This window comes from Amycolatopsis sp. AA4 (genome assembly GCF_002796545.1).
Taxonomy (GTDB): domain Bacteria; phylum Actinomycetota; class Actinomycetes; order Mycobacteriales; family Pseudonocardiaceae; genus Amycolatopsis.
This window is the reverse complement of sequence record NZ_CP024894.1, coordinates 4,945,946-4,968,268: the sequence shown is the minus strand read 5'-3', so window position 1 is coordinate 4,968,268 and position 22,323 is coordinate 4,945,946. Positions and strand designations below refer to the sequence as shown.

19 protein-coding genes and 1 pseudogene are annotated in these 22,323 nt (G+C 67.0%); 9 read left to right on the top strand and 11 right to left on the bottom strand.

Annotated features, from left to right (window positions below; genetic code table 11):
- Positions 1 to 357: 357 nt before the first annotated feature.
- The 3 genes from CU254_RS23010 to CU254_RS23000 all read right to left on the bottom strand — a co-directional run bounded on the left by CU254_RS23010 (position 358) and on the right by CU254_RS23000 (position 2,647).
- Positions 358 to 729 carry a helix-turn-helix transcriptional regulator gene (locus tag CU254_RS23010; RefSeq protein ID WP_009079794.1) on the bottom strand — a complete coding sequence of 124 codons (372 nt, stop codon included), beginning with the start codon at positions 727 to 729 and terminating at the stop codon, positions 358 to 360.
- A gap of 51 nt (positions 730 to 780) precedes the next feature.
- Positions 781 to 1,503 carry a response regulator transcription factor gene (locus tag CU254_RS23005; protein ID WP_009079792.1) on the bottom strand — a complete coding sequence of 241 codons (723 nt, stop codon included), beginning with the start codon at positions 1,501 to 1,503 and terminating at the stop codon, positions 781 to 783.
- A 634-nt stretch (positions 1,504 to 2,137) separates the two neighbouring features.
- Positions 2,138 to 2,647 carry a hypothetical protein gene (locus CU254_RS23000; RefSeq protein ID WP_158688064.1) on the bottom strand — a complete coding sequence of 170 codons (510 nt, stop codon included), beginning with the start codon at positions 2,645 to 2,647 and terminating at the stop codon, positions 2,138 to 2,140.
- Positions 2,648 to 3,245: 598 nt separating this feature from the next.
- On the opposite strand from CU254_RS23000, the gene CU254_RS22995 reads away from it, so the two are divergent.
- Together CU254_RS22995 and CU254_RS22990 are read left to right on the top strand one after the other, a co-directional pair.
- Positions 3,246 to 3,434: a hypothetical protein gene (locus CU254_RS22995; protein ID WP_009079789.1), complete on the top strand. Its 189-nt coding sequence runs from the start codon at positions 3,246 to 3,248 to the stop codon at positions 3,432 to 3,434.
- Between the two features lie 282 nt (positions 3,435 to 3,716).
- Entirely contained in the window at positions 3,717 to 4,436 is a 720-nt protein-coding gene (locus tag CU254_RS22990) for an MgtC/SapB family protein (RefSeq protein ID WP_009079787.1), read from the top strand.
- Positions 4,437 to 4,524: 88 nt separating this feature from the next.
- Here CU254_RS22990 and CU254_RS22985 read toward each other — a convergent pair whose 3' ends face one another.
- Together CU254_RS22985 and CU254_RS22980 are read right to left on the bottom strand one after the other, a co-directional pair.
- A complete protein-coding gene (locus CU254_RS22985; RefSeq protein ID WP_009079784.1) occupies positions 4,525 to 5,142 on the bottom strand; it encodes a hypothetical protein in 618 nt (205 codons plus the stop codon).
- Positions 5,143 to 5,524: 382 nt separating this feature from the next.
- Entirely contained in the window at positions 5,525 to 6,142 is a 618-nt protein-coding gene (locus CU254_RS22980) for a cysteine hydrolase family protein (RefSeq protein ID WP_009079783.1), read from the bottom strand.
- A 232-nt stretch (positions 6,143 to 6,374) separates the two neighbouring features.
- Between CU254_RS22980 and CU254_RS22975 the strand changes: the two genes are divergently transcribed.
- Positions 6,375 to 7,571, top strand: a complete 1,197-nt coding sequence (locus tag CU254_RS22975; protein WP_199786311.1) for an IS110 family transposase — start codon at positions 6,375 to 6,377, stop codon at positions 7,569 to 7,571.
- A gap of 165 nt (positions 7,572 to 7,736) precedes the next feature.
- Here the strand turns inward: CU254_RS22975 and CU254_RS22970 are convergent, their stop codons facing one another.
- Positions 7,737 to 9,233 (bottom strand): alpha-L-fucosidase, encoded by a 1,497-nt coding sequence (locus CU254_RS22970; RefSeq protein WP_050788254.1) that lies wholly within the window; start codon positions 9,231 to 9,233, stop codon positions 7,737 to 7,739.
- An 895-nt stretch (positions 9,234 to 10,128) separates the two neighbouring features.
- On the opposite strand from CU254_RS22970, the gene CU254_RS22965 reads away from it, so the two are divergent.
- The 3 genes from CU254_RS22965 (at position 10,129) to CU254_RS22955 (ending at position 14,539) form a co-directional block, all read left to right on the top strand.
- Complete coding sequence (locus CU254_RS22965; protein WP_037714552.1) at positions 10,129 to 10,353, top strand: hypothetical protein; 225 nt, start codon at positions 10,129 to 10,131, stop codon at positions 10,351 to 10,353.
- A gap of 1,239 nt (positions 10,354 to 11,592) precedes the next feature.
- Positions 11,593 to 12,789, top strand: a complete 1,197-nt coding sequence (locus CU254_RS22960) for an MFS transporter (RefSeq protein ID WP_037717742.1) — start codon at positions 11,593 to 11,595, stop codon at positions 12,787 to 12,789.
- Between the two features lie 379 nt (positions 12,790 to 13,168).
- Positions 13,169 to 14,539, top strand: a complete 1,371-nt coding sequence (locus CU254_RS22955) for a diguanylate cyclase (protein WP_063631960.1) — start codon at positions 13,169 to 13,171, stop codon at positions 14,537 to 14,539.
- Positions 14,540 to 15,027: 488 nt separating this feature from the next.
- On the opposite strand, the gene CU254_RS43155 is transcribed toward CU254_RS22955, so the two are convergent.
- The 4 genes and pseudogenes from CU254_RS43155 to CU254_RS43150 form a co-directional block, all read right to left on the bottom strand.
- Positions 15,028 to 15,408: a hypothetical protein gene (locus CU254_RS43155; protein ID WP_009079773.1), complete on the bottom strand. Its 381-nt coding sequence runs from the start codon at positions 15,406 to 15,408 to the stop codon at positions 15,028 to 15,030.
- Between the two features lie 185 nt (positions 15,409 to 15,593).
- A pseudogene (locus tag CU254_RS22945) lies at positions 15,594 to 15,788 on the bottom strand (IS256 family transposase); the annotation flags it as partial.
- A gap of 250 nt (positions 15,789 to 16,038) precedes the next feature.
- Positions 16,039 to 16,320: a hypothetical protein gene (locus CU254_RS22940; protein WP_009079770.1), complete on the bottom strand. Its 282-nt coding sequence runs from the start codon at positions 16,318 to 16,320 to the stop codon at positions 16,039 to 16,041.
- Positions 16,321 to 16,352: 32 nt separating this feature from the next.
- Entirely contained in the window at positions 16,353 to 16,520 is a 168-nt protein-coding gene (locus tag CU254_RS43150) for a hypothetical protein (RefSeq protein WP_009079768.1), read from the bottom strand.
- Between the two features lie 260 nt (positions 16,521 to 16,780).
- Here CU254_RS43150 and CU254_RS22935 point away from each other — a divergent pair, with 260 nt between their 5' ends.
- Both CU254_RS22935 and CU254_RS43145 read left to right on the top strand, forming a co-directional pair.
- Positions 16,781 to 18,241: an NF041680 family putative transposase gene (locus CU254_RS22935; RefSeq protein ID WP_037714549.1), complete on the top strand. Its 1,461-nt coding sequence runs from the start codon at positions 16,781 to 16,783 to the stop codon at positions 18,239 to 18,241.
- A gap of 1,703 nt (positions 18,242 to 19,944) precedes the next feature.
- Complete coding sequence (locus CU254_RS43145) at positions 19,945 to 20,454, top strand: hypothetical protein (RefSeq protein ID WP_158688063.1); 510 nt, start codon at positions 19,945 to 19,947, stop codon at positions 20,452 to 20,454.
- 126 nt (positions 20,455 to 20,580) lie between these two features.
- Here CU254_RS43145 and CU254_RS45005 read toward each other — a convergent pair whose 3' ends face one another.
- A complete protein-coding gene (locus CU254_RS45005; RefSeq protein WP_158688062.1) occupies positions 20,581 to 21,480 on the bottom strand; it encodes a transposase in 900 nt (299 codons plus the stop codon).
- Here CU254_RS45005 and CU254_RS43135 point away from each other — a divergent pair.
- The gene (locus CU254_RS43135; RefSeq protein WP_159396481.1) at positions 21,445 to 22,119 is read left to right on the top strand and encodes a hypothetical protein; all 675 of its coding nucleotides are present in this window, start codon (positions 21,445 to 21,447) and stop codon (positions 22,117 to 22,119) included. The two genes, CU254_RS45005 and CU254_RS43135, sit on opposite strands and share 36 nt — an antisense overlap.
- Positions 22,120 to 22,323 lie beyond the last annotated feature (204 nt).

The following is a 22,323-nucleotide window of genomic DNA, read 5'->3' as shown; positions in this document are numbered from 1 at the left end:
CGATGATCCCGCGGCCGGGTCCGGAGCGGACGGTCGTCGAAGAGCCGGGTCGCAAGACTTCGCGGCACCCGGGTACCCGGGTGCCGCCGCATATTCCGGGATCTCGACACGATCCGGCCCGGCGACTAGATCACGGTGGAGGACTGGTCCGGATGCGAGCGGTGCTGAGGGTCTGCGCCGGTCTGGGGTCCGGCTCGTGCCCCTTGCCGGACGACTGGTTCCCGACGACGAGCCCAGCACCCTGCTGACCGCGTCCCCGCGCTTCCGTGCGGCCGGGTTTCCCCGGCCGCACTTCACGAGGAAATGCTTGGCGTGCGCCAGCACTGGGCGAGGCCGGGTCTCCAGCGCGCTGCGGTTTCAGATGAGTCCCGCTCGGCACCCGATCAGCACCGCGTGGGCCCGGTCGCGCGCTCCGATCGCTCTGAACAGTCCTTTCAGGCTCGACTTGACCGTGTTCTCGGACTTGCCGAGCCGGTCGCCGATCTCGGCGTTCGTCATGCCTCCGGCGATCATGCGCAGTTGAAGCAGGGAGACATCGGTGAGCGTTTCCGTCCGCGTCCGCGCTTCGTCGAACGCGGTGGTCCGGACGAACACCTGCAGCGGGCTCACCGGTCTGCTGATCGAGGTCAGTTCGATGCCCTTGGCTTCCAGGTAGTCCCGGGCACGGGTGACGGCCTCCGGGTCCGCGCCGACGAAAACCGGGCCCTGCCGTTCGGCACGTTCAGCCATGATTCGTTCCTCCTGTTCGGACGGTGGATTGCCAGGTTCGGCGGGCGCCGGTCACCGCGCGGGCGCCGGCGGCGAGGCGTGCGGGCCGATCAGGTTCTCCAGATGGCCGAGCGCGACCGCGTGGGCCCGGTTGCGGGCGCCCAGCTTCCGGTACACGTTCTTGACGTGGCTGCGCACCGTCTCGGCGGACACCGACTGCGCTTCCGCGATCTCGCTGTTCGTCAGCCCGATGCTGATCAGGCCGAGGACCTGCGTTTCGCGCAGGGTGAGTTCGTCGCTGGAGCGGCGGCGGGCCCGCGGGATGCGCGGCTCCGGCGTCGCCGGGAAGAACTGGGCGGAGTGGCCCCAGAGGTGGTACTGGACGATCCGCTCGGCGAGTTTCACCGGGCCGATGGACCGGTCCAGCAGGCAATCGGCGCCGTATTCGGCGAACTTGCCGACCCGGTCGGGAACGAGTTCCGCGGCGCTGACCAGAACGATGACCGTTTCCACGGCGGGGCTCGACGTCACGGCCCGGATGAGAGTGCCCCCGACGTCGAGCCGGGCGTCGAGCAGCAGGATGTCGGGCCGCATCCGGCTGCACAGGCTGAGCGCGCGGGCCCCGTCGTTGATCGCGCCGATCCAGCTGAGCCGGCGCGAGCGGTCGACCACGGCCTTGACGCCGAGCTGGAAAAGGACGTCCTGGTCCGCCGAGCAAATGGTGAACGCCGTCTCCTCGGACCGGCGCGCCCGGCTGGTCCGGGGCGACGGCGGGAGCAGGGGAACCGAAGCCATCAGGTCGTCCTTCCAACGTGCCTCGTGCGCGGTCTCGTGGGCCGCGGGCGGAGCGGGATTCGCCGGACCCGAGGAGAACCTCGCGACGGCGAACCGATTCGCGAGGCGAGAACCGCGGAGGCGGGCAGTGCCATGGTTTCCCGGAAACTCGGGCGAGTGCGGGAAACTTTAGCCGAGAAAACGCGGCGTTCGGTAGCCGACGCGTCACTCAGCGAGGGAAAGATGCGGAAATTCCGGATTCGCGCGTGAATATCTCATGCGGCGGCGTGTCGTCGCCCGCGAGGACGCGGAGATAAGGGCGGGCCGCAGGTGGTTTTTGTGGCGCGGAATGCGCCGAATTGTAGCGGAAATCACGACTGAAGGGTGTGCTCCAGCCTCTCCGAGAGGTCGGAGTCCGGTACCTGGCGGGTGCGGGTGCAGTGCGGGCAATTGAATACGCGGGTGCGTCTTCTGCTATTTCGGCGGGGCGGGGCGCACCTGGCGCGCCAGAACCGCCTCCGCGTCCGCGGCACCGCCCGCCGGCGCGCGGCTGTGCCTGGCTGCGATCCGGGCCGGCTCCGCGAAGGTCATGTCCGCGCCGAGAATCGGCGTTCCAGGCGGGGTGGTGGTCCTATGCGGACAAGGACCGGCGGGTTCAGCTTCCCGGCGGTCGATCGTGCGAGGCTTGTCCGGCGGTCGCGGCGCTGTGGCGAAGCTGTTCCCGGCGGAGACGTTCGGCGCGCCAGGCGACCCAGAGGCAGAGCAGTCCCAGGGGCAGTTCGGCGAACAAGGCCTGTGTCCAGGCGAGCGGGCGGTCGCGACGCGGGCTGATCGTCGTATCGAACCAGGCGTCAACGAAGAGCAGCGCGCTCGTCACGGCGGCGGAAACCTGCACGTGCGGTCGGTGCCGCACCGCAAGCCAGCCGGTGATCAGCAGCATCGCCGCCAATGCGATGTCGAATACGACCCAGGCGAGCGTGTACTGCCGCGCGGAGGTGCTCATAAACGCGCCGCAACGTATCTTCGCTTCCGGGCAACACCCCGGGACGTTCAGGAAATCGGCGACCAGAAAGCCGACCCAAACGAGGGTGACCACTCCAGTGCCCAAGTAGAAAGGCCCCGTCCATCGAGGCAGCTTGCCGAAAGACTTGTCGCTGCTTGGCACCACGCCGAGCTTAGCGCGGCGGTCGCGCGGACGGGGCGCGAAGAATCTTTGGCTGGGCATGAATTTCTCATGCCGGCCAAGCCGGTGGAAGAGGCGGGGGTGCCGGTTCGGCACAACCCGGCGCGGGAGGTGAAGCATCGGGTGGGCTGCGAGCTGGGCAATCGCGGGTCGGTCCGAACTGGTCGCGGCAACCGTTCCCTCCGTGGCCGGTGGTCCGCTCCCGACGGGCGGCAGCGACGGTCCCCGACCCGGACTCGTGATGAAATCACGCCACTTCTCAGCAATTTTCCTCGATCGTCGCGAATCGGCGGTTCGATGCGGCGCGAACGGCTGGCATGTTGTGAACTCAAGAGTGGCAAAGCATGCGCTGTCGTAGCTTGAGGAGCATTCCGTGTCCATCCCTTCCCCTCGATCGGGGCCGTCCGAGCCGTCGGACGGCTCGCCTCGCCACGCTGACCGCACGCCCGCACGGCACAGCCGGCCGAATCCGCGAGCCTGTGCTCCTCGGCATGCCGCGAGTGATCAGCGGCAGGACTCTCCCGAGCCGCAGGTGTCCGCACTCGTGCCGGAACGATCCGCGCCGAGGGGCCTGCGATGGGTGTCGTGGCTGCTCGCCCTGAGTGCGGCCTTGGTCGTCGGCATCGTGGTCGGTTCTTCGAACGTCATCGGCCCGGGGGCCTGCGGTCCCGGCGCGGGCCAGGCGATCAGCAAGGGTTCCGGCTCACCGCACGTTCCTGCCCCCGCCGCGATCGTGTTCGATCAGCCTTGGCCGCTGTTTGCCCGATGACGACGGCGAGGTCCGGATTCGGTGACTGCGGCGAGCAGGCCGGTGTCCTGCGTTGTCGCTTCGAAGCTGGCATTGAACGATTCATTCCCAGGCAGTGACCGGTTGCAGTAGCGCGGAGGCGGTCCGCCGAATTAGCTTGGTCAATCCACGCGGTCAGACGATTGTGCCGCCTTCGGTTCGCGGTGGCGAGCGATCGGCGAAGAGCAGCAGTCGCGCGATCGCCGTTTTCGATGTGCCGCCGTGGTGCGGGCACCGGGTCGTTCAGCTTCCGCGGGAGGGTTCATGGGGCCGTTGTGGTCTACCGGTCAGCAGTGGTCGCTGCTGGCCCCGGTGCTGGTCGCGCTCGTGCTGAGCACCTTCATCGGACTGGAACGGGAATTGAGCATGAAGTCCGCTGGCCTGCGGACGCACGCGCTGGTCGGAGTCGGGTCGGCGGTGTTCATGCTGGTGTCCAAGTACGGCTTCGACGATTTCCTGGCCAACCCGCACGTCTCGCTCGACCCCTCGCGAGTCGCCGCGCAGGTCGTTTCGGGCGTGGGCTTCCTCGGCGGCGGCTTGATCTTCATCCGGAGCAACGCGGTGCAGGGACTGACCACGGCGGCGACGGTCTGGGTCACCGCGGCGATCGGAATGGCGTGCGGAGCGGGGCTCCCCGTGCTCGCCACCGCGGGGACCGCCGGGTTCTTCCTCGCGACCCGGGGGCTGTCGCGTCTCGCGTTGTTCGCCGCGAGACATCGGCGCGAACCGCCGACCCTGCAGCTGAGCTACGACGACGGCCAAGGCGTCCTGCGGTCCGCCCTCGCCGCCTGCACCAGCCGGGGCTGGACAGTGCGGGAGATCGTGGTCGAGCCGGAGACAGTGCACGACGACGGACGGAAGGCCACTGCGGTCGCGCTGCGGCTCGACGGACGGGGCGACCTGTTCGAGCTGACCGCGGAGCTGTCCGAAATGCCCGGAGTCCGCAGCGCGGCGGCCGGGCGGACCCGCCGCATCGAGGGGTGAGGTCTTTCCCGGCCCGCGGTGCGGCGGGCGGGTTCCCGTCCCGCACGGGATTCTCGCTTCGCGGCCGGCTTTGCTTGGCGACGGTTCGCTAGAAGGTCCACATCCAGCCGAGGGAGCTGCTGGCGGATCTGGTGCCTCCCATCAGGAACAGCGACCCGCTCTTGTCGACCGCCGCGATCTCGACCTGTCCGGTGTACTTGCTGTTGGCCGCGTAGGCGATCGGCAAGGCCGTGATGTCCGCGCAGCTGCTGGCATCCACGGTGTGGGTGACGTCGCCGGCGCCTCTGGTCTGGAATGATCCCCAGTTCAGCAACGCGCCGATGCCGCTGAGGTCGACCGGATTCTGCGGACTGTGCGTCCGGACGGTCAGGTCCAGGACTATGACGTATCTTCCGGCAGTTCGCCGGCCGGTCGGACGGCATTTCGGATTGACCTTGATCTTCGTGATCGAGAAGTCGAACAGTGCGCTGCCGTCCGGGTTGGCCACTCTCGCCCGCTCGCCGAATCTCTTGGGGATGAGTCCTTCGGGCGTCAACGCGAGTCTGTTCGCCGGGACTGAGGTGGCGGTGGGCGCGGGCGAGAACGTGGCCGACGAGGCTTGCGGCGCGGATTCCCGCTGACCGCAGGCAACCGCGGCGAAACCGAGGGCGGCGAAACCCAAGGTGGCTGCGGACAGGGCGATGGACACGAGCGTGCGGGATCTCATCTGGACTCCTGTATGCCGGTTATTTCCACCCGCCCTTCGAAACGCGCGCTCCCGTTGTTACCGGAACGGGAATTTGTCATACCCCGTACGGGTGCGGACAGTGAACCGCCGACGGATCGACGCACGGATTCGCTTCCCGTCCCGCGCAGTTCGCAAATACGCAACCCGGCATGAATTATTCACTTGCTGAACAGTTTGCGCTTTGGTTCGCATGACAGCTCGGGTTAAACTGTCGGTGCTTCGCCGGAGAATGCTTCCTTCCTGGCATGCTCCCCCGTGCGAGGTTCCCTCCCCTCCGGCCGGCGGCTCAGGGACTGCGCCACCGGAGGGGAGGGATTCACCTGAGATCACGAGTCGCCGCGTATGAGACCCGGGCGGTTGTTCATCCGGCCGCGCGTTCGCCGGCGAGCGCGGCAAGAAAGTCGTCGGTGGTGCTGACCTCGGCCAGGAGGCTGAGCGACTCCAGAGATGCCTGGTGCGCGGCTTCGGATCCCGCGGAGCAGGCATCGGAAAGCACGATCGTGCGGTAACCCAGTTCCGAGGCGATTCGCGCGGTGCCTTCGACTGAGATATTGGTGGCCACCCCGGCGAAGGCGACGGTGTCGATTCCGCCGGCGCGCAGGACCGCATCCAGTGCGCTGGCGTGGAAGCCGGTGATCCGCGTGTGGGTCACGATCGCGTCCGTATCGGCAGGAGCGGCCGATTCGACGAGCGCCGCGCCCGGCGTGCCGTCGACGAGGCAGTTGTTCGCGGCGACCATGCCCAGCAGCGGCGAGTTCGCGACGAGGTCAGGATGCCCGGGCTTGAACGCGACGCGGGTGTAGACGATCTTCGCCCCCGCCCGGCGCGCACCGGCCAGGACCCGGGCGGACGTGTCGAGCACGCCGGTGCGCTCGACTTCGGCGCGGAAGAACGGTGCGAAGGCACCGTCGGCGCCGACGATGTCGTGCTGCAGGTGGATCGCGATCAAGGCAGTGCGCGCCGGGTCGACAGCAGGCATGGGGGATGGTCCTACCTTCTTTGTTGGGTCTGAACTGGTCATTCGTAGGATCGGTGGGCCCTGGGGCTCCGGGTATGGCTCACATGGCGTCGCCGTTGGCAAGGCTGAAAGGACTTGGCCGCCCGGGCCCCGAGACGGCTCGACCGCTAATTGGGATACGCGTGGATCGCTGTGTAGGACGTCGTCGGCGTGGTCGTCTGTGGGTGAACCCTTGAGCACAACAACGAAAGAGGTGGTCGTGCCCCAGATCTGGGCCGGCGTGGACATCGGCAAGGAACACCACCACTGCGTGGTGATCAACGACATCGGCGAGCGGTTGCTGTCCCGCAGGGTCCAGAACGACGAAACCGAACTGCTGGCCCTGATCGCCGACGTCACGGCCATCGACACCGATGTGCTGTGGGCGATCGACCTGAACAGCGGTGGCGCGGCGCTGCTGATCGGCCTGCTGGTCAACCACGTCCAGGAATTGGTCTATATCACCGGTTTGAAGGTCCACCGGGCTGCCGGAACCTACCGGGGCGAAGGGAAAACCGACGCGAAAGACGCGTTCGTCATCGCCGACCAGGCCCGTGTCCGTCGTGACCTCGGCCCGTTGCGGGCCGGGGACGAGATCGCAGTCGACCTGCGGACCCTGACTAACCGGCGCACCGACCTGGTCTGCGACCGGACCCGGGCGATCAACCGGATCCGCCACCAGCTGCTGGAGTACTTTCCCGCGCTGGAACGCAGCCTCGACCTGTCCCGCAAAGGACACCTGGCGCTGCTGACGGAACACCAGACCCCGGACGGAATCCGGCGACTGGGCAAGCAACGCCTGACCCGCTGGCTGCGCCACCGCAAGGTCCGCAAAGCCGAATCGGTCGCGCACGCGGCCGTTGAGGCCGCTTCCGCGCAGCACGCCACGCTGCCCGGCCAGAAACTCGCCGCCGCGATGGTCGAACGGCTGGCCAAGGGCGTGATCGCCCTCAACACCGAAATCGACGAGCTCGACGCGATGATCGAGGAACGGTTTCGCCGGCACCGACACGCCGAGGTGATCCTCACCCTGCCCGGTTTCGGCCCCACCCTCGCCGCGGAATTTCTCGCTGCCACCGGCGGCGAGATGACCGCGTTCGGCTCGGTCGACCGTCTCGCCGGCTACGCCGGGCTCGCTCCCGTTCCACGCGATTCCGGCCGCATCCGCGGCAACCTCAGACGGCCTCGCCGCTACCACCGCGGCCTGCTGAGGGCCTGCTACCTCGCGGCCTCGGCCAGCCTGCCCAGCTGCCCGATCTCCAAGGCCTACTACCGGCGCAAACGCGCCGAAGGCAAACGACACGAACAAGCCCTGCTCTGCCTCGCCCGCCGACGCCTCAACGTCCTGTGGGCCATGCTCCGCGACAACGCTGGCTACCACGCTTCACCCCCGATCCCGGCGGCTGCATGACTTGACAAACCCCATTGGGAAGTCCTTTCTGGTCGGACTAAGGTCGATTCGTTCGGGGGTAAACCGTGCTGAGGTAGCTATCGCAGCCGAGGTGATCGCCATGAACCGATGCGAGCCGTGCCGAAGCCCGGGTCCGGCGACGGCGGCGAAATCCGTCCTCGCTGTTCATTGGTTGCCGACGCGGAAGACGTAGGCGTGCTGGCTGCTGGTGGCCCGGGCCGGGTCGGCCGCTGGAGTGGTGATGACGAGGCGGCGGCCGTCGCGGCGCCAGGCCAGCGGCTGCCCGTCGGAGCCGAGCAGCGTGATCCGCGTCCGCTCGCTGGCCGGGACTCCGAAGTCGGCGACGAGTTCGCGGCCAGGCCAGGACAGCGCGGTCAGGTAGAGCACGCCGGTGGTCTTGCTGACCGTGCATCGAAGGTTCCCTCTGGTCGGCTGGGTCCACGGTCGCGTGCCGTAGATCGCCTCGCCGTTGAGTTTCAGCCACGCGCCGACGCCGCGCAGCCGCTCGCGCATCGGCTCGGGGATCGTGCCGTCCGCGCGCGGGCCGATGTTGAGCAGCAGGTTCGCGTTGGCCGCGACGGAATCGACGAGCAGGTGCACCAGTTCGCCGGTGCTGCGCAGGGAGTCGCCGGTTTCGCGGACGTCGTAGCCCCAGGACTCCGCCATCGTGCGGCACACTTCGGAGCGTTCGCCGGTGGGCTGCTGGTTCATGCCGGCGCCCTGCTCGACGGTGGCGTAGTCGCGGTGGGTGCGGCCGTCTCCGAAGCGGTCGTTGACGAGGACGCCGTCCGGATTCGCGGCAGCTGCCCGGTTGTAGTAGTACGCGATGGTTTCGTTGCCGCGGAAGTAATCCTCGTCGCCGCCGATGTCGCACCAGATCATCGACGGCCGGTACCGGTCGACGAGTTCGCGCAACTGGGGACGGACGATGCTCCCGGCGTAGTCGTAGACCATTCCCTGGCCGGTATACGGGACGCGCCGGCGCGTGTAGGCGTTGCGCGGCGGCCGCTGGGGGAACATCAGCCGGTTGACGATTCTGCTTTCTCCCCAGGTCGAGCGGCCGCCTCGGTAGGGCGCGGGGTTGAACCACTCGGGCACGGAGTAGTACAGCCCGGGTTTGACGCCGCCGTGCTTGCGGGCCGCGTCGACCAGTTCGCCGACCAGATCGCGTCGCGGCCCCAGCTCGGCAGTGTTGCGGCCCGTGGTGGCAGTCGGCCACAGGGCGAGCCCGTCGTGGTGTTTGGCGGTCAGGACGAAATAGCGTGCGCCGGCCTCGTCGAACAGGCCGACCCAGTCTTCGGGGTCGAACTTTTCCGCGCCGAATTGCTCGAGGAAATGGTCGTAGGGCGCGGCCGTGCCGTAGCGGCGCAGGTGATGCAGCCAGGCCGAAGTGCCCGGGATCTGCTGCAGTCGCGCGTACCATTCGGCCGCGCAGTAATCGCCCAAGGCCTTCGGCAGCCGGGAGCGAATCCGGTCCGTGCCCGGCAGCAACGCGGAACCGAAGGCGGGCACGGAATAAGCGCCCCAATGCACGAAAATGCCGAACTTGCCGTCGTCCCACCACTCGGGCAGCGGATGGCGAGCAAGCGACTCCCGCGTCGGCTCGTACGGCTCGGCCGCGGTGCCGTTGGCTGCGCGCGGTTCCGCTGGGTCACCTGTCATCGTCGTGATCCACGGCCCTTTCGTTCGCGTCCCGGACGGGTCGGAACCCGGAACTCTCGCGAGATTCCGCCGGCCCGCGTGCGAGTGCTGAGTAGTCGGCGCTGGTCCACCCGGCACCTCCGCTGCCGAGCGAACCAGCGCCCCCGTCGGGCTTTCCGGTGCGATGGATGCCCGAGCGGGACCCTCAGGCAGCGCAATCCGGTCCTGACCGCTTGCCATCGGGGAACTCAAGCTCCGCTGCGACCGCGACAGGGAAGGGATCCACGGCGGAGCACGGGCAGTACAATTGAAACGATGCCTGAACATTGATTTCATGTCTAGCTCCAGTGGGGATTGATGAATAGTTCATGGACCCTGGCCGGACATCGTGTCGTCGGGCAATCCTCTGCCGGACTGCGAGGCGTGCTTGGCACCAGGTGGAAGATAGCGAAGTCCCCGGCTTCGGAGTGACTGATCCACTTCGGCAAGATGAAGAAATTCATTGTGCGGAGGGGCGGTTCTGGAACACGCTTGCCGATTCCGCTTCCCTCTTGCGAACATGACGTGAGACCGCTGCGGAGTGAAGTGCCGACTAAGCGACGTTAGAGGTGATTTGGATGCGCCGGAAGTGGATCGTCCTGCTGTCCGCGTTGGGGCTCTTCTGAAATCCGGTCGCGTGGCCTCTGCCGGAGGTCCGCGATCGATGCCCGCGCCGGCATCGGACTCGCCAAGGCAGCGCGGAGTCCTGCCCTGCTCGCGGCTTCCGCGGTGCTCGCTTCATTCACCAGGTTGGCGGGAACTTGACCTGGCCGGGTCTTTGCGGTAGCGCCGTGGCCCGGTCGCGGGAACAGTAGGTTTGGTTGGTCCGCCTTCCCTTTCGCCGAGGAGCCGAGTCATGGATGCCAGGAAGATTGCCATGGCAGGTGCCGTGGTCGCTGCCGCCGTCCTGGTCGGTTTCGCTCCAGCCGCCGCGGCGATCCTGCTGCGACAGCCGACAGTCCAGGCCGCGCAGCAGCAAGCACGGCCCGACGACCTCGCGTCCGTGCAGCCGGAAGCCCTGCTTTTCGAGAGCGCCCTCAACCTGACGGACCGCCAGTTCGAGAACATCCTCAACGATCTCGGCGCCGAAACCGACGATTGAGGGTGGCCGGTCGCGGAGCAGGACAGGAACCGGCAGCCGCCAAGTTGCGACCATTGTTCGTCGGCGGTGCTGAGCGGGTAGGCGACCCAGCCGAGCAGTTCGCGCATGCCCGCAGAAGCCGGACAGTCGGCGGAGGAGACGCAGCGGGCGGCATCGCGACACTGACGGTCCCGCTTCCGGCGGACGAACTTCCCGGCGATCGCGAGTGCCGCGAAAAGGATGACTGAAGCGGCGCCTGCGGGGAGGCACTCCTGAAAACCCCACGGGTCTGTCAGGCTCCTGAGCTTCGGATTTGTGGTGTGGTGGAGTTCGGGACGGAGCGTTGCTGTGGTGGTCGCGCGTCATGGGGGCCGTGGTCGTGGTCGTTGCGTATGCAGTGTGCTGCGACCCGTTTGTGGCGTTGGGTGCGGCGTATGCGTCGTATCAGCATGGCCGGGTGTTCGGAGTTGCGGTTTGGTGCGGATGGGACGACAGCGGCGATGTCGCCGTTGATCGTTGACGGGTTGTTGACGTTGGCGACGGTGGAGTTGTGGCGGGGTCGGCGGGGGAGTGGTTGGTGTGGGCGGCGCTCTTGTTCGGGATTTCGTTGTCGTTGTGCGCGAATATCGGTGCGGCTCCGTCGTCGAGTGTGTTCGGGGTGACGGTGGCGGCTTGCCCTTCCGCTTGCTCTGTTGCTTGCGGTGGAGTTGCTGAACCGCGCGTTGCGGCGGCATCGTCCGGACGTCCGGGCGGCGGGTGTCGAGCCGAGTGGACAGTCGGCTGAAATCGAGCCGGCGGTGGAGCCGTCGTCGGAGGCAGGTGCGGTTGAGGGCGAGTTGACTGCTGAGCAGCGCATGTGGCTGCATTACGAGCAGGAAGCCGCGGTTGGCCGGCGGCCGCCGGGGGCGGAGCTGGATCGGGTGGCGGGGACGCACAACTACGGGCAGCTTCGTGGCGAACAGTTCCCGCGGTCTGTGCGTTCGCGGGCGGGTCTCGGAACTGGGCGCGTCCGTGTCGCGCTTCCCCTGGTTGACAGTGCTCGTGCGCTGCCGCCCCGTCCTCACGCTTCGCAGCAGGCGGGCGAGGCGACGTCCGATTTGAGGGTGATGCCTCAATCATATTCGCTACCCGCTGTGACTCAATTCCCCGAGACGGTCCGTTCGGGTGTTAAACGATCGTGGGTAGCCAGGGTGTACTGGACTGACTTAGCCTCTCGGCGGGGGACTAATTGCGGACTTAGTTTGGTGAGCGAGGGTGTGGGTGAGGCCACGGAGGGGGACGCTGCGCGGCGAGTTCACGGCGCTGTGGGTGGCCGAAGCGCTGTCGACCGCCGGCGATCAGCTCGCGCGGGTCGCGGTGGCCGTGCTCGTGTACGAGCGGACGGGTTCGGCCGTGTGGTCCGGTTTCGCATACGCGATGACGCTGCTGCCGGGCCTGGTCGCGGGTCCCGTGCTCGGGCCTCTGGCCGACCGTCTGCCGCGTCGGGGGCTGATGGTGGTGTGCTGCCTGCAGCAGGCGGTGCTGGTCGCGGGGATGGCGGTTCCAGGAGTTCCGCTCGGCGTGCTCGTGGTCGCGGTCGCCGCGGTCGCCGCGATCGCGGCGCCGTTCAAAGCCGCCCAGAGCGGGGTCGTCCTGGACATCCTCGAGAGCCCGCAGGCGAACAAGGCGGGCAACGCGCGCCTCGGGATCGTCCGAGAGACCGGGCAGCTCGCCGGCCTGGCGGGCGGTGCCGCGGTCGTCGCGACCGTGGGCACGACGCTCGCGCTGTCCCTGGACGCGGCGAGTTTCGTCGCGGCCGCGATCATCCTGGGGCTCGGGTTGCGGCAGCGGCCCGCAGCGCGTGATTCGGCGAGGCCGCACGCGGACGCCGGCGGGGCTCTGAGGATCGTCGCCGCGAACCCTCCGGTCCGCCTGTTGTGCGGGCTGGTCTTGCTGTGCAGTGTCACCGCCGTTCCGGACGGCGTGATCGCCCCGCTGGTCGAGCAGGCCGACGGGCCGCCGTGGGCAGTCACGCTGATGCTGGCCGCTGACTGCCTGGGGTTCATCGTCGGGGCACGATTTGCCTCCCGGGCCGGCGAACGGCTCCAGCGGGACCTCATCGCGGTCCTCGCGGTCCTGTCGCTGGTGCCGCTCGCCTTGTTCGCCGTCCGGCCGGGCCTCGTCCCGATGGCGGTATTGCTGGTCCTCTCCGGGATCGGCGCGGCCTACCTGCCGTTGATCAGGGGCGAGATCGCCGAGCGAGTCCCCCGGGACCGGGTCGGGGCGGTGACCGGCCTGGTCGGATCCGCGCTCCGGGCCGGGCAGGGCCTGGCCGTGGTCGGCGCGGGAGTGCTCGCGCAGTACCTCAGGTCGGCCGCGATGGCGGTCGCGGTGACCGGCGCGGCCGGAGCGTGCCTGTCCTGGTGGTGCGCGGTGCGGTGGATCAGGACGCTCCAAGCCGAACGGGCCATCGGATGAGCTGCTCAGAAGTCGCGGTCGCCGCGCATCGCGCACCTCCTTGAACGACGGTCGACTGGGGAATTGCCTGCACCACCGGGATCAGAAGTCACGGTCGCCACGCATGTGCGGCCACCTCCAACGGGTCGCGTGAACGGGAGGGCATGTGAAAGAGCCGAGGGCCAGGCTCGAGCTCAGAAGTCGCGGTCGCCGGGAATCTGCACGCGAATCACCTCCGGGGGCTGCCGGTCCCACGGCACGGCGACATGGCGGCGCGGTGGAGGGGGGCCACCTGCCGCGTGCGCGAGGGATCATTCGTTTCGTCCGGCACAGTGTCTCGCGCGAAGGCCGGATTTATACCGCCGGTTGCCGTTTCGTCGCCCGCGCGGCGGGTTTCGCCATGTGGCGGTTTCCCCGCAGCGCGCTGGCCTGGCTGCTGTTCACCGATGCGTGGGTCCTGGTCTGGGCGTGCTGGTCGGCTTCCCGCTCACCGGTGGGCTGGAGGGACTTGCTGAGTTTCGGCGTGCTGGGCGCGTGCGCGGCCGTGCACGTGGCCTGCACCGCGGCCACCGAGGAACGCAGCTTCGGCCGGCAACCGCGCGGCCACGTCGACCAGACCAGCATCTGGATCTTCACCGGCGGCCTGACATTGCCGGTGCCTCTGCTGGTCGCGCTAGTCGCACTCGTCCGGTTCCAGCGCTACCGCATCGCCCGCAAGGCCCCGTACCGGTTCATCTTCAGCTCGGCGGGGATCCTCGCCAGCGCGCTCACGGTGCACGCGATCTCCGAGGCCACGCCGCTGCGGTCGTGGCTCACCGGGCAACGCGCCCTCCCGCACGCTGTGCTCGACATCGTCGTCCTCCTCGGCGGCGTCGCGGCGGCGGTGGCGTCGTACTTCCTCGTCCAAGCCGTGATCGTCGGGATGGCCAACGGGCTGACGGACTCGGCCGAGGCGCGGGCCCGCGCGCGACGGCCGTCGCCCAGCTCGGCGCCGCAGGTTCCCGCTCCGGTCTGGACTCTGGAGAATCTGTTCGGCGACCGCGCGAGCAACGTGTTCATCCTCGTGACGCTGGCCGTGGCTGTGGGCGCGTCCCTCGCGCACGCGGTGAGCCCGTTCTTCGTCATCGCGTTCGTCCCGGTGGCGGTGCGGTTCACGCGCACGGAGCAGAACCTCAAGTCCGCGCACTCCAAGGCGCACCACGACCCGCTCACCGGACTGCCCAACCGCGCCGGGTTCGACCCCGCGGCCGAGCTGGAACTGCTGGCCGGGGCGAGGTCCGGTCGGCCGACGGCCCTGCTGTTCCTGGACATCGATCACTTCAAGAGCTGGAACGAGGAGCTGGGGCATCTCGGCGGAGACCAGGTTTTGCAGACCGTGGCCCGCGTCATCGAAAGCCAGATACGCGCAGGCGACATGGCGGCACGGTGGGGCGGGGAGGAATTCGCCATCCTGCTGCCTGCCGCCGGCCGGGCCGAGGCGCAGACGGTCGCGGAACGCATCCGGTGCGCCTTCGCGACGCTGCGGCTGGTCGTGACGAAACCAGCGGGCGGCGAGGAAGTGCTGATCAACCCCGAGAAACTCGACGGCCACGGACTCACCTGCTCCATCGGGATCGCCCTTTCGCCCGAGCACGGCATCGGGCTCAAAGCACTGGAGGACGTCGCCAGCCAGACGATGCGAGCTGCCAAACAGCGCGGTCGCAACCGGGTGGAGATCACGCCGGCCCCGTCGGGGCCAGCCCGGATTTCCGGCGAGGTGGCCGCGGGCTAGCCCAGCCGTCACCGGACGAGTCCGACGCAGCGGCCGTGAAGGACGCCGCTAGCAAAGCTCTCGACAGCGGACCGGCCCGCAGTGGCGGAATTCCTGCCGCACGGTCAGTACCGCGCTCGCGAACGCGACGACGACCTGCAGACCACGCAGGGTCATGGCCGCCGGCGGCGCCGAAGTCAAAACCGACGCGCAAACCGCGCTCGAAGGCCCCGCTGACGCGCCACGACTTCCTCGCGACCGGACAGCACCGCGCCCGCCTGCGCGACCAAGCCCGCGACGCCCCACCGCGCGGGCATCGACCGCCTCGTGGCCGACGCGGCCCAGTCCGCCGCGCTCGCGACAACAAGCCGGTGAACCGTCCAAGCCGCCGCGATTGCACGCAACGCCGCCCAGGAAGCCGCCGGATACGCCCGACAAACACGCCAGGCAGCCGACCGGGCACGCGGTTATGCCAACGACGCCGCCCGCTTCGCGGACGCCGCCGCAAATCAGCTGCCGCGGCCGCTGAATCCGCCCGGGTCGCCCGCGACGCCGCCAACCAGGCCGCGGCTGACGTCAAGACTGCCGCGGATGCCGGCTGGCAAGCGGCGGCATCCGCCGCCCGTGCCCACCGCTCCGCGCTCGACGCCGGCAAAGACGCCGCCGCTCAGAAGGCCGCCGATGAGGCTATCGGGGCATTCCTCGATCGGTTCAACCAGGAACAAGGGCGTACCGTCCCGCTCGGTCCGGCCACTGGGGACAGTGTCGGCATTACTCAGTGGGAGACCGGCACCTACCTGCTGATGATCGGCGACGTCTGCTTCCTCAACGGCGTCCAGTCGCCGAGCAAAGCCCAGCTCGGCACCAAATCCTGCGACGGTCTCGGTCACTTACAACGAACGAGAGGCGGAGAAAGAAGCGGTCGTGGAGCAAATAGCGAGCTGTACACTGAGGCGCAAAGCCAGCCGAAACCGCCAGGCCCTGACGAGGCAGCTCTGCTTGACGCTTTGCCCGTGCTTGCCGGGTCTGTCCCGTGATCGGTGTTTCCGGCGGTTCGGTCAGCAGCGTTCGGCTCCGGCCAGCGGTCACCGAATGTGATGGCGAACGCGTTGATCACGGACTTCCAGCGCATCGTCCATCGGGCGCGGCCGGTCCCGGTCGGGTCCAGGCTGCGGGTCACAAGATACAGGCGCTTCTTGGCTGTTTGCTCGGGCAGGAAGTGCCCACGTGCGCGGATCGCTCGCGGGTATCGGGCGTTCAGCTCGCGCAATCAACCTTGGTTCGTTTCCTGTCATTCGGATTCTAGGTCGACTAGTAGTGCCAGCGCGCTCAATTGACAAGACGGAGAACGCAGCCCTGTTCCGCGACGAGGCAGTCGACGCCGCCGAATTAAGTTGATGCAATCTGATACCGACGAATGCGTGGTCGGATCGGGCCATATGAAGTTTCCGCGGATAACGCATGTACTTCGTGTTTCATATGCGCGAAACCGAACGGGCAGATCGGGGAGTAAGTTTCATTCAGAGTTCGCTTGTGATGACCGTCATTATCACCATGCGACTACCGCCGATAACGACGTCCGGCTCGATGCTCCGCTCGCGAACCGCCCCATCGCTTCCCCAGTGGTTGGTCGAATAGCGTAGGTGCGCAGTGAAAGCAACTGTGCGAACGATCCCGGCACGGCCGGTCATGACCGCGAACTCGCGGCATTCAGACAGGCGCCAGAGGGCGGCTGTCTGAATGCCGTTCGCGGTGGCTGCTCTTTTCGCTTCCAGCCTGGCGCGATCCTGAATACTGCCCATCTCACCAGTCGCCTGTCGTAGGCCCTCCCGCGTCAGATAGTCCGCATTCGCGGAGGCACGTGCTTGACGTCGAGAGCACCGCAGGCGGTCTCCAGCCATTCAACGCTCTGCGCGTAGTCGACGGCGACCTCGTGAGCCGGCACCTCGGCGAACGCGAGGAACAGCACGACGATGAGGCCATGCGAATGACTGGACGACATCCACGTGGAAGGTGTTTCGAAACCCGGTGGCGTGGTCGGGTGTTAGCTGTGATAACGGCGCGGCGGGGCGTTAACCGGGCGGTTGCGTGCAAGCTGCCGCTTAACACGCGGATTCAGCGACTGACCACGCGGGTTTCACAACACCCTCTGAGCTTGTTGTTTAAGGACCTGGTTGCTGGTGTGGACCCCAGTTGATCATGAGAGCAGCCCTTGGTCGATGATTCCTCTTGCGACGGAAAGAATATCGATCCAAGGGCTGCGTGGTCAGTGTGCATGATGTCGATCGGGGCCGGGCGCTCGGGGACCTGGACCGGTTCCGGCAGGAGTTCTACGGCTGCCTGGCCGCGCGGGCGGATGGGTTGTTCGAGCTGGCGGACGCGGTGTTGTGCACCGAGGGGCCGGTCCGGTCGTTGGTCGGGTTGTCCCTGGCGCCGGAGCACCGGCGCGGTCACGGCGGCTTGTACGACGCGATCAACAACGGCCGAATCGACTGCGACCGGCTGCGGACGGCGCTGTCCGGGCTGCCGCTTCCCCGCGCCGCCGACGGCCGGCTGGTGCTGGCGGCGGACGTCTCGCCATGGCTGCGGCCCGACGGCGCGACCTGCCCGGACCGATCGTTCTGCCACACCTACGGGCGGGGCAAGGACGAGCACCGGATGATTCCTGGCTGGCCGTATTCCGTCGTCGCGGCCCTGGAGACCGGCCGGACCTCGTGGACGGCGGTGCTCGACGCGATCCGGCTGCTGCCCGGAGCGGATGTCGCCGCGGTGACCACCGGGCAGATCCGCGACGTGGTGGAACGGCTGATCGCCGCGGGCCAGTGGCACGAGGGCGATCCGGAGATCCTGGTGGTCCTGGACGCGGGCTACGACGCGCCGCGCATCGCGCACCTGCTCGCTGATCTGCCGGTGCAGATCCTCGGGCGGATGCGCTCGGACCGCGTGCTGCGCCGGCCTGTCCCGCCCCGGGTTCCCGGCGCCAACGGCCGGCCGCCCAGGCACGGCGGCGAGTTCGTGTTCGGCGATCCCGCGACCTGGGGTGTTGAACACGCAGTGACCAGCACCGGCACCCGCCTCTACGGGACAGCGACCGCGCAGGCCTGGAACCGGTTGCACCCCAGGCTGACCAGCAGAGCCGCCTGGACCGGCCACGACGGGCCGTTGCCGGTTATCGAGGGCACCGTCATCCGGCTGAGGGTCGAGCGCCTGCCCAGCGGCGGGGTGAACAAACCGGTCTGGCTGTGGTTCTCCGGCGTCGACGCCACTCCCGCCGAGGTCGACCGCTGCTGGCACATGTTCCTGCGCCGCTTCGACATCGAGCACACCTTTCGCCTGCTGAAGCAGACGCTTGGCCGGACACGGCCCCGGCTGCGCAACCCGGAAGCCGCCGACCGCTGGACCTGGCTGCTGATCGCTGTCCACGCCCAGCTCCGGCTGGCCCGTTCCCTGGTCGCCGACCTTCGTCGTCCCTGGGAACGCCCCGCCGAACCCGCCAGGCTGACCCCGGCCCGGGTCCGGCGCGGGTTCCGCAACATCCGCACGAAGACGGCACGTCCAGCGGCGGCACCGAAACCCAGCCGGCCGGGACCAGGACGTCCCGCCGGGTCGAAAAACTCCGTTGCCGCGCAACGCTTCGACGTCGGACGCGTCCTGGCAACCGGCCAGGCGCACACCCGACCAGCCCACCACAAGAAAGGCACCAAACCCCGCCGCACCACTTAAACAACAAGCTAAGGAAGACGATATGAAACTGACGGAGAACACCGCGTACCGACCAGTGTTGGCTGCCTCGAGCTGCTGGACCGCTACGCGGCGGTGGCCGGGAAGCCCCGCGCGCCGAGGTCACACCGATGCTAGTGGAGGGGATGGTGCCGAAGACGTGGCGGGAGGCCGCGGTCGACCAGCGTGGCCGGCTCGAGCGGGTTCCGTACGATCTGTGCGCGCTGGTTGCGCTGCGGGATGCGGTGCGCCGCAGGGAGGTCTGGGTCGCAGATGGGAACCGGTAATGCAATCTCGAGGACGGCCCGCCCGGCGATTCGAGGCGTCGCGGGAGGTGCGCAACGCCGCTCCGTGCCAGCCGGCCGGTCTGACAGCGTTCATCGCCGGGCTTCCGCAGCGGATGCGCGGGGCCTCGGCCGGCTTGGACGCCTCGCTGGGCGAGGGGAGGGGTCCGGATCACGTGCCGCCGAGGGGAGCCGTGGATCACAGTGCCGAAGGTGGAGCCGCTGTCCGAACTGTCGCGACTGGGCGCGATCAAGGACGAGGTCGTGCGCCACTTGGACACAGACGGAGCGCGTCGGTCGCCGACCTCGGTTCGCCGCTATCACGCTACGAATTGACGTGAATAAGGCAGGGGCGGATCACCCGATAGGGCGTTGTGCGATGCGCTTTAGTCGTTGTTTACTTCGATCGTCACTCAAGCAGGCGGTGTCCAATTTCTTCGGAACAGCAGCAGGTGGAGGAGGCATCGGTTAACCGGAATATGCTCATGAAATTAACGACAGGAGCAGCGCCTGCGGCTGCTGCGGTTGCATCCGTCGAAACCATGGCTGCGTACGCGGCAGATCCGGTCAAGGAAACCTCGCCCTGAAATCGGGCGGCACCAGCCCGATCAACGTGGTAGCCGCGGGTGCCCCAGTCCACGAGGAAGCCCCTCATCGAAGGCGGGGATCCAGACCCTGTCAAGGTCTTATAAGCGCTCCCTTGCGCGCACCAGTCAAAATCAAGAGCAAGACACCGAGAGAGAATCTCAAAGTATTCTCATCTATGAATAGGCTAACGGCTCAAGCGTTTTGCTGCCGCTATTGCAACTGTTGCAATAGCTGGCGGCGTCGTGATGAATAGCAGTCCGAGAGCTAGTGCGGGCTAATACTGTTCCTTGTGGCAGGCAAGAAGTGACTGCAGGAGAATTTTCCGAACTTGAATATAACGGTAACGATGCAGTAATCGATCCGGACGTCAGCGAGGAAGAGAGGTGCATCTGGCAGTATGGTCAAGAACTGGACAGAATCATTGCGCCTCGAAGCTGGACGATCGTCGAAGTTCGATACGTGAATGCAAATGGAGGAGGTCGGCCTCGTTGCTCTTCGGGTCGTGAATTACCTTACCGTAGACTTAGCGTGATCCCTGTCGCGTCAGCAAATTATCGAGGCAATGAATAGGTTTATCCCGGGCGGGGTGCGCAGGATTGATGATGAAATCGTCTTTGCGGATGTCGCTTTCAGTGAAGACGGTCGAGGCCCGTAGTGGCTGGAGTGAATCATGAAATCTTGGGTTTCGTGATCGGTCAGCCACGCGGCGAACTATGATCTGTTTGCTTTTATTCGCGACAGGGGTGCCCAATCGAACTGGGTCCACGGAAGTCGGCCTGGCACGGTAGGGGTCAAAGTCGCGAGGGTCGTGTTGAGATGATAATCCAGAAGAACATGGGAGTGGTCATGAAAACGCCTAGAATTTTCACCTATGTTGGGCTTTCGGCGGTGATCGTCGGTTCCCTGATCGGGTTCGGGGCACAGAGCGCAAGTGCGGGAGGTATTGATAACCTTGCCTGCCCGTCGGTAGCACAGGTCTCGCAAGACGTGCGCCTGCGAGAACTCAGGCAGGATTGCGAGTGGGGATTTACCCCTGAATCTCAGACGCTCGGGGTCGCTATTTTGGACAGAACTGCCGCGATCTTTAGGGTCTTTATCGAGTCCAACGGAACGACATCCGATTACTTTATCAGAGTTTCGAATTATGACGATAGGACAAGGTATCAGGCATACACTCGCGACAGAATAATTCAAACGCTGCTTGACGCCAGGCGGCCAGTAGCTGTGAATGGCACGATCCGCAGTGTGCAACTCGCGGGAATCGACGAGATCTCCGACGATGATGCGCGAATATTTGGACCTGGCATGCGGCTCAACGTAAACGAGGGAGAGCTTCCCGGATAAGTTGAGCCGGGCGCACGCATCATTTGCGTCTTCGTCCGTTCCGTGTGAAACCGGCTCATCGTAAGTGAAGGTGCAGCAGGGGTCTGAATCCGCCGGTTTCCAGTAGCGAGCGGGCGAAGGCGTTGATCACTGGTTTTGCAGCGCATCGTCCACCGGGCGCGGCCGGCCGCGCCCGGGTTGCAGGCTTCGGGTCACCAGGTACAGGCACTCCATTGCGGCCTGCTCAGCCGGGAAAGTCCTCGTGCGCGGACCGCCCGCCGGGCAGCGGGCGTCCAGTGATTCGATCGCATTGGTGGAGCAGGTCATGCGCCTGATCTCGATGTCGTAGTCGAGGAACGGCACGATCGGCCGTTCCCGTGGCGGCTGGCGCACAAAAGTGCACCACCTTGTCGACGGAAACGGCCGGCCGCTGGTCGGTCCCGGCCTGGCCGGTGACACGCCGATGGTCCCGCGCGAACTTGGTGGTGTCGGACCGCGCCGGGTCGTCAACCGCGGCGATCTGATGCAGGTCGGCAGGGTTTCCGTGGTCGCGCAGGTGCGTGCGCAGCTCGGTGCGGACACCGGCTGCGGTCGCGGCGGCATCATCGTTGAGCAGCGGGCTCCGACGGGGGGCTGGTCATCGTAGCCCAGGCGCATCTGTGCGGCGTCTCCTTCGAAGGTGTTGCCCACGAGCAGGGGCGCGAGGTAGCTGCTCTGGTCCCATGCGGCGACCTCGGAGGATGCCGGGTCTGCTTCGGCGGCCAGGTCCCGCAGATCACTCAGTCGCACCACCTGCTGCGCCTCGCGCTCGCCCCGCTCGTCGAGCTGGTAAAGCTCCGGAGTCGCGGAGACCGCCCACTCCTCCAGCCGCTGATCCGGATCCTTGGACACAGCCAGGTCGTCATAGCGCAACGCAACCTTGGCCAGCGCCCAAGTCGCCGCCAGGCAGGACGCTGCGGCATGGACTTTCCCCGTGGAGCCCAAGGCCACCCCGACGCCGAACCTGGCGGCGTGCAGGAGCTCGTGGTACAGGACGTTCTCGGGCATCGCCACCCTGAGGCCGGGGACGAGCCTCCCGTCGGCCAGGGCTTCCTCAAAAGAGAAGGCGTAAGCCCGAAACCAGTCAATCACAGTGGTCGACCCGGGCCCTTGTACGAGTTCGGGAGCGGGGCGAGCCCCGGCTTTGCCGCCCGGCAGGAGCCGTCCGCCTGCCTGGGCACGAAGTCCGCGCAGTCCAGGATCGCGTTGCCGCGCGTGCATATTTTAGAGTTGATTTTACTGTCGATGAAATCGATGAGCGTGTTGTATGAGGACGCCTTGCATGCAGATTTCTTCGTGTTCGGGTCACCTGAGACGATTTCGGTATTCGACGTAAAGTACAGAGCCTGTTCTTTAAAGCTGCCCTGGGTTCCGGAGACGTTGGCCTTGCAGTTTACGGTGTCGGGCCGCGCGGACCGGCGTACCGGAGGCCGTCTGGGTTTTTCCGAGTATCTGCAGAAGCTTGGCGCGACGCAAATCCTTCTCAACAGCCGAATAGCCCAGCGGGTACCCGAAGGCGCGACGTACGTACCTGTTCCGAGGCAGGGTGCTCTGCCCATACGGGCGGAGGATGGTCGTCGACCTGCGCCACGGGCGTGCCTATTACCTCTGTCGGCCGGGCAACAACAACCGCGGCAGGCCGGATAACTACGCAGGCCATCCCAAGACGTTGTACCTGCGGGAGGACGCGATTCTTGCGTCCGTCGGACGTTTCCTGTCCGACCGCCTATTCGGCCAGACCAGCGCAGCATCCTCGAGAGCCAGCTGGCCGGTGCGGAAGACCGGCAGGCGCAGCGCCGAGCAGACGAACTCAAGCGGCTTCGCCGAGCACTTGATCAGCTGGCGAAGAAA